The 13263-nt window shown below is 70.3% G+C and carries 11 protein-coding genes; 7 read left to right on the forward strand and 4 right to left on the reverse strand.

What is annotated here, in order from left to right:
- Positions 1–48 precede the first annotated feature (48 nt).
- Complete coding sequence (locus DFP88_RS03625; protein WP_110813054.1) at positions 49–1146, forward strand: PA0069 family radical SAM protein; 1098 nt, start codon at positions 49–51, stop codon at positions 1144–1146.
- Here DFP88_RS03625 and DFP88_RS03630 read toward each other — a convergent pair.
- The 4 genes from DFP88_RS03630 to DFP88_RS03645 all read right to left on the reverse strand — a co-directional run bounded on the left by DFP88_RS03630 (position 1143) and on the right by DFP88_RS03645 (position 5225).
- Entirely contained in the window at positions 1143–1757 is a 615-nt protein-coding gene (locus DFP88_RS03630) for an NUDIX domain-containing protein (protein WP_110813055.1), read from the reverse strand. The two genes, DFP88_RS03625 and DFP88_RS03630, sit on opposite strands and share 4 nt — an antisense overlap.
- Positions 1758–1760: 3 nt before the next feature.
- Positions 1761–2777, reverse strand: a complete 1017-nt coding sequence (gene bmt / locus DFP88_RS03635) for a betaine--homocysteine S-methyltransferase (RefSeq protein WP_110813056.1) — start codon at positions 2775–2777, stop codon at positions 1761–1763.
- Positions 2774–4699, reverse strand: coding sequence for a DUF2156 domain-containing protein (locus tag DFP88_RS03640; RefSeq protein ID WP_181418548.1), 1926 nt, complete (start codon positions 4697–4699; stop codon positions 2774–2776). The genes bmt and DFP88_RS03640 overlap by 4 nt, the downstream gene beginning before the upstream one ends.
- A gap of 211 nt (positions 4700–4910) precedes the next feature.
- Positions 4911–5225 (reverse strand): DUF1476 domain-containing protein, encoded by a 315-nt coding sequence (locus DFP88_RS03645; RefSeq protein WP_110813058.1) that lies wholly within the window; start codon positions 5223–5225, stop codon positions 4911–4913.
- Positions 5226–5421: 196 nt separating this feature from the next.
- On the opposite strand from DFP88_RS03645, the gene purC reads away from it, so the two are divergent.
- From purC to DFP88_RS03675, 6 genes are all read left to right on the forward strand, one after another.
- Positions 5422–6183 carry a phosphoribosylaminoimidazolesuccinocarboxamide synthase gene (purC, locus tag DFP88_RS03650; RefSeq protein WP_110813059.1) on the forward strand — a complete coding sequence of 254 codons (762 nt, stop codon included), beginning with the start codon at positions 5422–5424 and terminating at the stop codon, positions 6181–6183.
- Between the two features lie 40 nt (positions 6184–6223).
- Positions 6224–6478: a phosphoribosylformylglycinamidine synthase subunit PurS gene (gene purS, locus DFP88_RS03655; RefSeq protein ID WP_110813060.1), complete on the forward strand. Its 255-nt coding sequence runs from the start codon at positions 6224–6226 to the stop codon at positions 6476–6478.
- Complete coding sequence (gene purQ / locus DFP88_RS03660; protein ID WP_110813061.1) at positions 6475–7143, forward strand: phosphoribosylformylglycinamidine synthase subunit PurQ; 669 nt, start codon at positions 6475–6477, stop codon at positions 7141–7143. The genes purS and purQ overlap by 4 nt, the downstream gene beginning before the upstream one ends.
- 90 nt (positions 7144–7233) lie before the next feature.
- Complete coding sequence (locus DFP88_RS03665; protein ID WP_110813062.1) at positions 7234–8994, forward strand: sensor histidine kinase; 1761 nt, start codon at positions 7234–7236, stop codon at positions 8992–8994.
- Between the two features lie 12 nt (positions 8995–9006).
- Positions 9007–10341, forward strand: a complete 1335-nt coding sequence (locus tag DFP88_RS03670; protein WP_110813063.1) for a sigma-54-dependent transcriptional regulator — start codon at positions 9007–9009, stop codon at positions 10339–10341.
- 452 nt (positions 10342–10793) lie between these two features.
- A complete protein-coding gene (locus DFP88_RS03675) occupies positions 10794–13241 on the forward strand; it encodes an Rne/Rng family ribonuclease (protein ID WP_110813064.1) in 2448 nt (815 codons plus the stop codon).
- Positions 13242–13263: the final 22 nt, after the last annotated feature.

The raw sequence follows: 13263 nt of genomic DNA on the forward strand, positions 1-13263 counted from the left end.
CTGCTAATGTTCTACCCTCGCGAATGGCGAAGCGAGGGGAGAGTCGCGATGCAGGCGGCCGAGAAGCATTATCCCGATACCCTGCCGGCGGAGCGTCGGCGTGGCCGCGGCACGGCCAGCAACGCCGCCGGGCGGTTCGAGCGTCACCAGCGCGAGGCCGTGGACGATGGCTGGGATCTGGAAGAGGATCTGCCGCCCCTGCGTACCGAGGTCGCGCTGGAGCGGCCGCGCCATGTCATCACGCGCAACACCTCGCCCGATGTCGGATTTGATCGCTCCATCAACCCCTATCGCGGCTGCGAGCACGGCTGTACCTACTGCTTCGCGCGGCCCAGCCACGCCTATCTCGGCCTCTCGCCCGGCCTCGATTTCGAGACGCGGCTGATCGCCCGCCCCGAGGCGCCGGAGGTTCTGGCGCAGGAGCTTCGCAAGAAGGGCTATGTGCCGCAGGTCATCGCGATCGGCACCAATACCGATCCCTACCAGCCGATCGAGAAGGAGCGGCGGGTGATGCGCGGGCTGCTCGAGGTGCTGGCCGACTTCGGTCATCCGGTGGCCATCGTCACCAAGGGCGCGCTGGTCGAGCGTGACATCGACATCCTCGCGCCCATGGCCGCGCGCGGGTTGGCGCGGGTCGGCATCTCGGTCACGACGCTCGATCCCAAGACCTCGCGCGCGATGGAGCCGCGGGCCCCGGCGCCGGCGCGGCGCATCGCCGCGATCCGCGCCCTCAGCGAGGCGGGGATCCCGGTGCGGGTCATGGCGGCGCCGATGGTGCCGGCGCTGACCGATCACGAGATGGAGGCGATCCTCGAGGCGGCCGCCGGAGCTGGCGCCAAGGCCGCCAGCTTCATCCCGCTGCGCCTGCCGCGCGAGGTCGCGGGGCTGTTCCGTGACTGGCTGGCCGAGGCCTTTCCGGCCCGGCACGAGCGGGTGATGAATCGGGTGCGCGAGCTGCATGGCGGGCGCGACTACGATCCCGACTGGGGCACGCGGATGACCGGGCAGGGGCAATGGGCGGAGCTCATGCAGCAGCGTTTCGCGCTGGCCTGCCGGCGGCTGGGGCTGACGCGCAGCTTGCCGCCGCTCCGCAGCGATCTTTTTCGGGTGCCGCCGCGCCGGGGCGACCAGCTGGAGCTGTTCTAGGGCGTTCCGGCGGCTGACCGGGCGAGGCGTAGCGCGAGGTGCTGCAGCAGGAGCACCGTCTTGGCGTCGCGGATCGCGCCGGTCTCGATCATGCCCAGCGCCTCGTCCAGCGGCAGCTCCAGCCGCTCGATATCCTCGCCCTCGTCCTGCAGCCCGCCGCCGGGGCCAGTCAGATCGCCAGGGGCGTAGGTGCCGATGAAGTAGCTTTGCAGCTCCGTCACCGTGCCGGGGCTGGAGTAGAGGTCGAAGAGATGGGTCATCGCCGTGACGGTGACGCCGGCCTCTTCCTCGAGCTCAGCGCGCATCCGGTCCGCCGCTGCCGCCCCCTCGAGCCGCCCGGCGGGCACCTCGATCAGCGGGCCCGCCTCGCCCTGCACGAAGGCGGGCAGGCGGAACTGGCGCACCAGCAGGACGCAGTCGCGGGCGGGGTCGTGCAGCAGGGCGCAGGCGGCATTGCCGCGATCGTAGGTCTCGCGCGTCAGACGTTGCCAGCTGCCGTCCCGGCGGCGTAGATCGAAGCTGTGCTTGGTCAGCACCGCCCAGTCGTCCGCCAGAACCTGCCGGGCGTGGGGGCGGAACAGCGCCGTCTCGCGGGCGGCGTGATCGGGCATGCTTCAGGCCCGCGCGCGGCGGCGGCCGCGGCGCAGCGGCACCGAGGGCGAGCCGTCGGTGCCGTCCCCGGCCGAGGAGAAGGCGCCCAGCGCGGCGGCGATCTCCTCGAGCGTGGGGCGCGGGCCGGGTGCAGTCTCTTCCAGCGCGGCGCGCATGGCGCGCAGATGCTCGGGCGTGGTGCCGCAGCAGCCGCCGATCAGGCGCGCGCCGGCATTGCGGGCCATCACCGCGTAATCGGCCATCAGCTCGGGCGTGCCGTCGTAGTGGATATGGCCACCCTGATACTTCGGGATGCCGGCATTGCCCTTCGCGACGAGCGGAAGCTCGGCGCCGGCGGCGGTAAAGCCCAGCACCGTGCGCAAGAGGTCCGAGGCCCCGGTGCCGCAATTGGCGCCGAAGGCGAGGGGGGGATGCTGCAGCTTGCCCACCAGCTTGACCATCGCGGCCGAGGTCACGCCCATCATGGTGCGCCCGGCGGTGTCGAAGCTCATGGTGCCGACCCAGGGCATCCCCGCCAGCATGAAGCCTTCGGCGGCGGCCTTGAACTCTTCCGGCGCGCTGATTGTCTCGAGCCAGAGGATATCGGCGCCGCCTTCCTTCAGTCCCTCGGCCTGCTCGTGGAACATCGCGACGGCGCTGTCATGGCCCAGGGTTCCCATTGGCTGCATGATCTCGCCCGTCGGGCCGACGCAGCCGGCCACGATGACCGGACGCGCCGCGGCATCGGCGACCTCCCGGCCCAGCGCGGCGGCAAGACGGTTGAGCTCGCGCACCCGGTGCGCGGCCTCGTGCAGCTTCAGCCGCGAGGCATTGCCGCCGAAGCTGTTCGTCAGGAACAGGTCCGAGCCCGCCTCGACCGCGCCGCGGTAAAGCGCGCGGATGCGGTCCGGTTCGGTCGCGTTCCACAGCTCCGGCGCCTCGCCCGAGTCGAGGCCCATGTTGAACAGGGTCGTGCCCGTGGCGCCGTCGGCCAGCAGCCAGCCCTGCTCGGCCAGCCTTCGGGTAAGCGGATCGGTCATCGCGTCGGCCCTTCCGGTCGGTTGCGCGCCTGGCGCATCGGAACGGGGCGTAGCGCCCAAGCTGCGCCGCGCTCTGGCGCCTTGTGCACGGGTGCCGGCGGGCTGTCTAGGTCGGCGGCCCCCTCGGCGAGGCCGGTGCAGGGCGGCAGGATCGGCGGTTCCCGGTGCAGCGGCGCCGGGCGGCGGACGGCGAGGGTAATCTCCAGCGCCGCCCGCAGCAGGGCCAGCCGTCCCGGCGCGGCGAGGTAGAGCGGCCGCCAGGCAGGGCCGAAGCCGCGCTTGAACTGGAGAAGGCCGGGCGCGGCCAGCGCCTCTGCCCGGGTCTGGCCCAGAAGGCGGGCGAGGGCGCGCTGGAGAAGCGGCGGCAGATTCGGCACCGCGTCGAGCGACAGCCTAGGCGCGCCGGTCCTGCCAGCCTCGGCGATGCCTGCGGCGACCAGCAGCGCCATGGTGCCGCCGGGCGCGCCGGGGGCCTGCCGCATGAGGTCCAGGGTCCAGCCGCTGGCCGAGGCATGGAAGCTGGCAAAGCCGATCAGGCGCCCCTCGCGCCGGGCCAGGAAGACCTCTTGCCGGTACAGCAGGCGCGGCTCGAACCGGCCGATGGAGAAGCCGCGCTCGCCGCCGTGGCGGGCGGCCCATCCTGCCGCGAGCGCCGTCATCTCTTCGATAGGCAGGCTGCGGGTGGGACCTTCGATGCGGACACCGGCGCCCTCGGCCTGCCGCAGCTTGCGCCTGAGCTGGCGGCAGGCGGGTGTGTCGGGGGACCAGCTGGCCGGATCGAGCACCGCCTCGCGCGCGATGCGCAGCACGCGCCAGCCGCCGCGCCGCGCCTGCGCCGCCTGCGCCTTGGGGCAGCGGTAGAGCGCGGGCGTCAGCCCGAGCCGGGCGGCAAGATCGCGCAGATCCTCCAGCCGCGGGCGCCCAGAGGCGCGGCCCAGCGCGGCGAGCGTGCCGCCGGCGCGGCGGGCCAGCCAGCCCGCGCCGCGCCCGTCGAGCAGGATCGTGGCCCCCTGATGCGCGAGGCCCCAGCCGGCCTCGGGCGCGGCCTGAAGCGCGCGCAGCCGGTCGGAGCCCTCGAGCGGCCTCAGCGCCGGGGCGGGGCCGGGCCGCCCGCCGCGCAGGAGCAGCGGCAGCACAAGGGCCGCGGGCAGCAGGTGGTGAACGAGGCGGTAGGCCAGCACCGCGCCCAGAAGCTCGGGCTCCGGGATCTGCGGCAGCAGCGCGAGCAGCGTCAGCTCGAAGGCGCCGAGGCCGCCGGGACTTTGCGACAGCAGCCCCGCGCCCAGCGCCAGCGCGTAGGCGGCGAGGAACTGGGCCGGGGCCTCGGAGGCAAAACCCGGCAGCAGCACCGCGAGGACGAGACCGGCGGCGATCATGTCGGCGGCGGTCCAGAGCAGCATCGCCCCGCCGATCCGGGGCCCCAGACCGGGCAGCGCGCCGCCCGTCAGCGCCGGGCGGAGGCGGAAGATCAGAACGCCCAGCGCCGCGGCGAAGAGCAGCGCGAGGCCGATCTGCCCGCTGCGCAGCAGGCCGGCGCCGGTGACCAGCGCCCCAAGCGCGAGGATGAAGGACAGCGAGACCATCGCCGAGAGGCGGGTCAGCGTCCAGAGCCCCAGCTCCGGCAGCAGGCGCCAGCGCACCAGCGCCCCGCTCAGCGCGCCGAACCCCACGGCCTGCGTCACCGCCGCCGCGGCCATGCCGCAGCGCTGTGCGCGGCCCGGCGCGATGCCGGTGCCAAGCGCCCGGTGCAGCGCCACGTCGTAGCGGCCGACGGCGGCAAGGCTGAGCAGCGTGAAGAGGGCCGCGCCGGCCCAGGCGGCGGCGGGCAGGGCCCTGACCGAGGACAAGACATTCGTCACCCCGGCTTCGGACAGGCGTCCGGCCAGCAGCACGAGGCCCAGCGCCAGCGCAAGGATCGGCAACAGGCGGCCAGCCTGCCGGCGCAGGCGCGCAGACAGGCCCTGGCCCCGGTGAAGCGGGGGGTTCTGGGGGGGCATCGGCATCCTCTCCGGCAGACGGAGCCGGGATACTGCCGCGGCACCTGTGTCTGTGCCGGTCATAGCCAAGGGTGCCTGAAGGGCCGGTTAAGGGGCTGCGCCGCGCGGCCCGGGATGCGGGCCGCGGGGCGTCAGGTCAGACCTCGTCGCTGAGCTGCGCCTTCGCCTGCGCCGTCATTTCACGCATCTTGGTGCGGATCTCGTCCTCGCTGGCGCGGCCGTCGAGATCGGCCTTCAGCTTGCGGAAGACATCCTCGTCTCCGGCCTCCTGGAAGTCGGACTTGATGACCTCGCGCGCGTATTCGGCCGCGGCCTCTCCGTCATGGCCCATGACGCCGGCGGCCCAGAGGCCCAGCAGCTTGTTGCGGCGCGCCTCGGCGCGGAACTGCATTTCCGCATCATGTGCGAACTTGGCCTCGAAACTTTTCTCGCGGTCGTCGAAATCGGACATGAGGGGCCCTTCTGTGGCATGGCTGTTTGCCCCGACGATATGGTCGCGCAGGGCGATCCGATCAAGGCCGGGCCGCAGGCGGGCACGGGCCCGGCAGGCGTGCTTCCATTTCTCGCACGGCGGGCGTATACGCCGCGCAACGCGCTTGCGGCCCGGCCGCCGGCGCCGGACCTCATCGCTGGCATCGGAGAGCTTCATGGCGCGGCGCAAGAAACTGTACGAGGGCAAGGCCAAGATCCTTTACGAAGGGCCTGAGCCGGGAACGCTCGTGCAGCATTTCAAGGACGACGCGACCGCCGGCAACGGCGAGAAGAAGGACGTGATCGAAGGCAAGGGCGTGCTGAACAACCGCCTGAGCGAGTTCTTCATGACCGGCCTCAACGCCATCGGCGTGCCGACGCACTTCATCCGCCGCCTGAACATGCGCGAGCAGCTGATCCGGCAGGTCGAGATGATCCCGCTCGAGGTGATCGTGCGCAACTTCGCCGCCGGCTCCATGGCCAAGCGGCTGGGCCTTGAAGAGGGCGCCTCGCTGCCGCGGCCGATCATCGAGTTCTGCTACAAGGACGACAAGCTGGGCGATCCGCTGGTCCCCGAGGAATACGTGATCGCCTTCGGCTGGGCGAGCCAGCAGGATCTGGACGACATCGTCGCGATGGGTCTGCGGGTCAACGATTTCATGTCGGGCGTCATGCATGGCGTCGGCATCAAGCTGGTCGACTTCAAGATCGAGATCGGCCGGATCTGGGACGGCGATTACCCGCGCCTCGTCGTGGCCGACGAGATCAGCCCCGACAGCTGCCGGCTCTGGGATCTGGAGACCGGGCAGAAACTGGACAAGGACGTGTTCCGCCGCGACCTGGGCAGCCTGACGGATGCCTACACCGAGGTCGCGCGGCGCCTGGGCGTGCTGCCCAGCAATGTCACCCACAGGCCCCGGCCCACGCTCATCAACTGAGCGCGGCGAGGGGCGGCACGATGAAGAGAAGGCGGCGCGCATGAAGGCCCGGGTCGAGATCATGTTGAAACAGGGCGTCCTGGACCCGCAGGGCGAGGCGGTGCGTCACGCGCTTTCGGCGCTGGGGTTCGACGGCGTCGGCGGCGTCCGTCAGGGCAAGCTGATCGAGCTGGAGCTCGAGGACGGCCTCGCCGATCCCGAGGCGCTGGTGCGCGAGATGTGCGAGCGGCTGCTGGCCAATACGGTCATCGAATCCTACCGGATCGAGATCCCGGGGCAGGAGGGCCGCGCGTGAAGGCTGCGGTCCTCGTCTTTCCCGGATCGAACTGCGACCGCGACCTTGCCGTGGCGCTGAAGGGTGCCGGGGCCGAGGTCGAGATGGTCTGGCACAAGGACACGGCCCTGCCGCGAGGCATCGACCTCGTCGCGGTGCCGGGCGGCTTTTCCTTCGGGGACTACCTGCGCTGCGGCGCCATCGCCGCCAATTCGCCGGTCATCCGGTCGGTCGTGCAGCACGCGCAGCGCGGCGGCTACGTTCTGGGCGTCTGCAACGGCTTTCAGGTGCTGACCGAAAGCGGGCTGCTTCCCGGCGCGCTTATGCGCAACGCCGGGCTGCGCTTCGTCTGCCGCGAGGCCGCCCTGCGGACCGAGACCTCTGACAGCGCCTTCACCCGCGCCTATACCGCCGGCGCCGCGCTGCGCCTGCCGGTCGCGCATCACGACGGCAACTATGTCGCCGACAGCGAGACGCTGACGCGACTGGCCGCCGAGGACCGCGTCGCCTTCACCTATGCCGAGCCGGTCAACGGCTCGATGAACGACATCGCCGGTATCCTGAGCGAGAACCGCCGCGTGCTGGGCATGATGCCGCATCCCGAGCGGGCGGTGGATCCGGTGCAGGGCGGCGTGCACGGGCAGGCCCTGTTCCGCGGCCTCACCGCGGCCTTCGAGGCTGCCTGACCGCGGCTGGCCGCGGGATCCCGCGCGCGCAGGGCGGGTGAGGCGCGGCGCGCTTGCCCCGCGCCCCGGCGCAGAGGTACTCTAGCCGCCATGACGAGGTCACCCGATGCCCCGAAGCGCGACAGGCGCCGGTCCAGGCCGCTTTGGCCGCGGCTGTCGCTGGTGCTCTTCTGCCTCGTCGCGCTGGCTGTCGTTTGGGCCACCAATGTCTGGCTGACCCAGCGCTTTACCGAGAGCACGCGCAACCGGGCCGAGGTGCGGCTGACGCTTTACGTCGGCAACCTGATGGCCGAGCTGCAGCGAAACTCCATCGTACCGCAGCTTCTGGCCCGCGACGCGGAGCTGATCGGGGCGCTCAGCTCGAACGATTACTCCCGCTCGACCGCGCGGCTGCTGTCCTTCGTCGACGAGATCGGCGCCGCCTCCCTCATGCTCTATGACCGCGAGGGGCGCATCGTCGCCGCCACCGACCGTGAGCGGCTGGGCGAGACGCATCGCCGTGCGCCCTATTTCAGCGAGGCGATCGGATCGAACGCCACCGTCTTCACCAGCTTCCGGCGCGAGGGCGGGGCCTATGCCTTTCTCTATTCCCGCCGGATCGAGAGCCAGGGCAACACGCTGGGCGTGATCTCGGTCGAGGTCGATCTGGCCAAGCTTGAGCGAAGCTGGGCGGGCACCACCGATGCGGTGATCGTGACGGATGCCGAAGGCGAGGTGATCCTTTCGACCGAGCCGCGCTGGCGGGGCTTCCCCGAGGCCGATGCCCTGCGCCGGCAATCGGCGCCCGGCGCCATCGAGCGGGCGCTGCGTGTCACGCAGGATTGGGCCGCGCTGCCGATCGACGCCTACCTCAGCGGCGAGGCCGTGCTGCGCCGCGAGATGCGGGTGCCGTTCCAGGGCTGGACGATGATCGGCTACACCGCCTATTCCAGCGTGCGCGAGAAGGTGAACGGCGTTCTGGCGCTGGAGATCATGGGCTTCGCCATCCTGCTGGCCGGCGCCTTCTGGCTGTCCTCGCGCAAAAGCGCGATGCGGCTGGTCCTCGTACGGCGTGAAAGCGACCAGCTGCGGCAGCTGAACATGCGCCTGCAACGCGAGATCGCGCAGCGCCAGAAGGTCGAGCGCAACCTCGAAAGCGCAGAGCAGACCATCGCGCAATCGAGCAAGCTGGCCGTGCTGGGCGAGATGTCGGCCGCCGTCAGCCACGAGCTGAACCAGCCGCTGGCGGCGATGAAGACCTACCTCGCCGGGGCGCGCCTGCTGCTGCAGCGCCGCCGCCACGACGAGGCGCTGTCGAGCTTCCAGCGGATCGATGACCTGATCGACCGCATGGGCGCGATCACCCGCCAGCTGAAAAGCTACGCCCGCAAGGGGCAGGAGGCCTATGCCCCGCTCGACGTGCGCAGCGCCGTCTCTTCCGCGCTTGCGATGATGGAGCCGCAGCTCAAGACCCGCTCCGTCGGGATCGAGCGGTCGCTGCCGCCCGAGCCGGTGATGATCCTCGGCGACAGGCTGCGCCTCGAGCAGGTGATCATCAACCTGCTGCGCAACGCGCTCGACGCCACCAAGGAGCAGGCCGATCCGGTCATCGGCATCGAGCTGACGGCCGGCGAACGCATGGTCTTGACGATTCGTGATAACGGCCCGGGCATCGAGGATCTGGATGCTCTCTTCGAGCCGTTCTACACCACCAAACAACCCGGCGACGGCGTCGGTCTCGGCCTAGCGATCTCTTCCGGCATCGTGACCGACCTGGGCGGGCGCCTTACGGCGCGCAACGCCCGGGCCGGCGGCGCGATCTTCGAGGTCGAACTGCCGCTGATCGAGCAGCATGCCGCCGCCGCAGAATAACAAGGAGAGGCCATGAGCAAGGCGATGAAGGTCGCGATCGTCGACGACGAGAGGGACATGCGGCAGTCCGTCAGCCAGTGGCTGTCGCTGTCGGGGTTCGACACGGAAACCTATGCCAGCGCGGAAGAGGCGCTCAAAGCGCTTGGCCCCGATTACCCGGGCATCGTCGTCTCGGACATCAAGATGCCGGGCATGGACGGCATGCAACTGCTCAAGCGGCTGAAAAGCGTGGATTCCACGCTGCCGGTCATCATGATCACCGGGCACGGCGACGTGCCCATGGCGGTCGAGGCGATGCGCGTCGGCGCTTTCGATTTCCTTGAAAAGCCCTTCAATCCCGACCGGATGACGGAGCTTGCCAAGAAGGCGACGCAGGCCCGCCGCCTACAGCTGGACAACCGCGCCCTGCGCAAGGAGCTGTCGGACGGCAGCGCCCTGATGAGCAAGCTGATCGGCACCTCGCCGGTGATGGAGCGTCTGAAGGAGGATATCCTCGATCTGGGCCAGGCCGACGGCCATGTCCTGATCGAGGGCGAGACCGGGACCGGCAAGACCCTCGTCGCGCACGCCCTTCATGCCGTCGGCAGCCGCGCGGCGAAGAAGTTCGTCCTGCTCAGCTGCGCCGCGTACGACGACGAGCGGCTGGCGCTGCGCCTCTTCGGCCCCGCCGGGGAAGGCGATCCGCTGCCCGCGCTGGAAGAGGCGCGCGGCGGCACGCTGGTGCTCGAGGACATCGAATCGCTTAGCCAGGGCCTGCAGGCGCGGCTTCTGACGGCGATCAACGAGCAGGGCACCCCGTCCGAGACGCGGATCGTCGCGATCTGCAACCTTCAGGACGAGGGCAAGACCTGCCAGGACGTGATGCGGCAGGACCTTTATTACCGCCTCGCGGCGCTGAAGATCGTCGTGCCGCCGCTGCGCCAGCGCGGCGAGGATATCCTGACCCTCTTCACCCGCCTCAGCGATCAATACGCGGATGAATACGGCTGCGACGCGCCCGAGCTTTCGGCGCAGGAGGCGGCGCAGCTTCTGCAGGCGCCCTGGCCGGGCAACGTGCGCCAGCTGAACAACGTCGCCGAGCGGGCGGTGCTGCAGAACCGCCGCGGCTCGGGCTCCATCGCCTCCCTGCTGATGACAGGCGAGGGGGAGCAGACGGAGCAGGCGATGACCACCGAGGGCAAGCCGCTCAAGGAGTTCGTCGAGGCCTTCGAGCGTATGCTCATCGACAATACCATGCGCCGCCACAAGGGCAGCATCGTCGCCGTCATGGACGAGCTGTGCCTGCCGCGCCGGACGCTGAACGAAAAGATGGCGAAATACGCCCTCCAGCGCTCTGACTACCTGTAACGGCCCAGACGGGGGCGGCGGCGCCGGGCCGCGCCCCCGCGGGCCAAGGATTGCAAGGCCAGTGCAGGCGCCTCTGCATTGGTCATTGTAACACCCCTTCAACTGTCGTTATGTAGGCAGTACCGGGAAGGCGCCGCCAGACGACGCCGCCCGACGGATTTTCCGCCCGACTGGACCCCCAGACGAGACGGACGACACCGGCCCCAGAGACGTCAGCGTCCGGTGGGCCCGGAACAACCCTGCCAGTGGCCCTGCGTCGCGGCAGGTCATCAATCGGCGGAGATGCTCCGCCAGGGAAGAACCGCGATGCAACGCGTGCGACTTACAGGCGACCGAGGTGAGGCCCCAAGGGGCCCCGGCGGCGCTGGCACGGGTATCGCCTCAATCAGACACGCCGGGATGACGCGGCCCCTTTCGGGGGCGCCGCCGTGCCTGTCGTGCGATCGGATACAATGGCAAAGAAAATGCTCATCGATGCCACCCACGCGGAAGAGACCCGCGTCGTGGTGGTCGACGGAAACAAGGTCGAGGAATTCGATTTTGAAAGCGCGGCGAAGCGTCAGCTCGCCGGCAACATCTACCTCGCGAAGGTAACGCGGGTCGAGCCGTCGCTGCAGGCGGCCTTCGTCGATTACGGCGGCAACCGGCACGGCTTCCTCGCCTTCGCCGAGATCCACCCCGACTACTACCAGATCCCCGTGGCCGACCGCGAGGCGCTGCTCGAGGAAGAGCGCGCCTATGCCGAGAGCCTCCACGAGGAGGACGAGGAAAAGGACGCCAAGCCGCGTCGCCGGTCGCGCGCGGCCAAGACGGCCGATGACGCCATCGCCCGCGACGAGGGTGAAGAGCCCGCTGGCATGGAGACCCTCGGCGACGACGACGACACCGAGGACGACGACATCGAATCCGTCGCCGACGAGGACGAGAGCGACGAGGTCCGTCCCGCCGCCCGCAAGGCCCGTCCGCGCCGCTACAAGATCCAGGAGGTCGTCAAGGTCCGGCAGATCATGCTGGTCCAGGTCGTCAAGGAAGAGCGCGGCAACAAGGGCGCGGCGCTGACCACCTACCTTTCGCTAGCCGGCCGCTACTGCGTCCTGATGCCGAACACCGCCCGTGGCGGCGGCATCAGCCGCAAGATCACCAATGCCGCCGATCGCAAGAAGCTCAAGGAAATCGCCGGCAGCCTCGAGGTGCCGAAGGGCGCCGGGCTGATCGTGCGCACCGCCGGATCGCAGCGGACCAAGTCCGAGATCAAGCGTGACTACGAGTTCCTTCAGCGCCAGTGGGAGCAGATCCGCGCCACCACGCTGGAATCCATCGCGCCGGTGCTGATCTACGAGGAGGGGGACCTGATCAAGCGCTCGATCCGCGACCTCTACAGCCGCGAGATCGACGAGGTCATCGTCGAGGGGGCCCAGGGCTACCGCACGGCCAAGGACTTCATGAAGATGATCGTCCCCAGCCATGCCCGCAACGTGAAGCCCTATGCCGATCCGATGCCGCTTTTCGCGCGGCACCAGGTCGAAAGCACGCTGACCGGCATGTTCAACCCGGTCGTGCAGCTGCCCTCCGGCGGCTACATCGTGATCGGCATCACCGAGGCGCTGGTCGCCGTCGACGTGAACTCCGGCCGGGCGACGAAAGAAGGCTCGATCGAGCAGACCGCGCTCAAGACCAACCTTGAGGCCGCCGAAGAGGTGGCCCGCCAGATGCGCCTGCGCGATCTCGCCGGTCTGGTCGTCATCGACTTCATCGACATGGACGAGCGCAAGAACAACGCCGCCGTCGAGAAGCGGATGAAGGACAAGCTGAAGTCCGACCGCGCGCGCATCCAGGTTGGCCGCATCTCGGGCTTCGGCCTGATGGAGCTCAGCCGTCAGCGCCTGCGGCCCGGCATGCTCGAGGCGACGACGCAGCCCTGCGCCCATTGCCACGGCACCGGCCTGATCCGCTCGGACGAGAACGTCGCGCTCGGCATCCTGCGCAGCCTCGAGGAAGAGGGCACGCGCGGGCGGTCGAAGGAAGTTCTGCTGAAGGTGCCCTATGGCGTCCTGAACTTCCTCATCAACTACAAGCGCGAGCATATCGCCGCGATCGAGCAGCGCTACGACATGGCGGTGCGGCTGGAAGGCGACGGTGCGCTGATCGCGCCCGACTTCTCGATCGAGAAGTTCAAGACCGCGACGCGCGTGCTGCCCGAGCTGGTGCCGGCGATGGAGCTGGCCCAGGCGATCCCGGGCGAGGACGACAACCTGCCCTACGACGAGCCCGAGGAAGAGGAAGAGGCGCCGGAACCCGCGCAGGAGGCTGCCTCCGAGGCGCGCTCCGGCGGCGAGGACTCCTCTGACGACAGCGACGAGGACGGCAAGCCGAAGAAGAAGCGTCGTCGGCGTCGGCGTCGGCGGGGCGGCAACGGTGAGAACGGCGACAACGGCGAGTCCGGGGATCAGTCCTCCGACGACGACGGCGACGATGCCGCCGCGCAGGAGGCCTCCGAGCCTGCCGCGCAGACCGAGGCCCCGGCCACGGATGAGGGCGAGCAGCCCGCGAAGAAGCCGCGCCGCAGCCGGTCGCGCCGCCGCAAGGCCGATCCGGCCCCCGAGGCCGCAGAGGCCCCCGCGGAGCAGCCGGGCGAGGCCGAGGCCGCACCCGAGGCCGCCGTGCCGAACACGCCGCTGCCCTCGACCGAGCAGCCCGAGCCGGCTGCCGCTGAGGCAGAGATGCCCGGCCCGCTCTCCGGCCCCGAGCCGGTGGTGACGGAGACCGCCGCGGCGGAAGAGCCCGCGCCGGAGCCGGCAGCCGCCGAGCCCGCGCCGGCAGCCGCCGAAGAGGCCGCCCCGGCCGAAGAGAAAAAGCCCGCGCGCCCGAAGCGGCGTGGCTGGTGGGCCCTCGGCCGCTGAGGCCAGGCGCGCTTTCGACCTT

Origin of the sequence: Pseudoroseicyclus aestuarii (assembly GCF_003217255.1) — a bacterium.
Taxonomy (GTDB): Bacteria; Pseudomonadota; Alphaproteobacteria; order Rhodobacterales; family Rhodobacteraceae; genus Pseudoroseicyclus; species Pseudoroseicyclus aestuarii.

What these genes read in the sequence shown, in the direction of transcription:
- DFP88_RS03625 (WP_110813054.1), top strand. Translation starts at nt 49, where the DNA reads ATGCAGGCGGCCGAGAAGCATTATCCCGATACCCTGCCGGCGGAGCGT.
- DFP88_RS03670 (WP_110813063.1), top strand. Translation starts at nt 9,007, where the DNA reads ATGAGCAAGGCGATGAAGGTCGCGATCGTCGACGACGAGAGGGACATG.
- DFP88_RS03645 (WP_110813058.1), bottom strand. Translation starts at nt 5,225, where the DNA reads ATGTCCGATTTCGACGACCGCGAGAAAAGTTTCGAGGCCAAGTTCGCA.
- purS (WP_110813060.1), top strand. Translation starts at nt 6,224, where the DNA reads ATGAAGGCCCGGGTCGAGATCATGTTGAAACAGGGCGTCCTGGACCCG.
- DFP88_RS03630 (WP_110813055.1), bottom strand. Translation starts at nt 1,757, where the DNA reads ATGCCCGATCACGCCGCCCGCGAGACGGCGCTGTTCCGCCCCCACGCC.
- DFP88_RS03665 (WP_110813062.1), top strand. Translation starts at nt 7,234, where the DNA reads ATGACGAGGTCACCCGATGCCCCGAAGCGCGACAGGCGCCGGTCCAGG.
- bmt (WP_110813056.1), bottom strand. Translation starts at nt 2,777, where the DNA reads ATGACCGATCCGCTTACCCGAAGGCTGGCCGAGCAGGGCTGGCTGCTG.
- purC (WP_110813059.1), top strand. Translation starts at nt 5,422, where the DNA reads ATGGCGCGGCGCAAGAAACTGTACGAGGGCAAGGCCAAGATCCTTTAC.
- DFP88_RS03675 (WP_110813064.1), top strand. Translation starts at nt 10,794, where the DNA reads ATGGCAAAGAAAATGCTCATCGATGCCACCCACGCGGAAGAGACCCGC.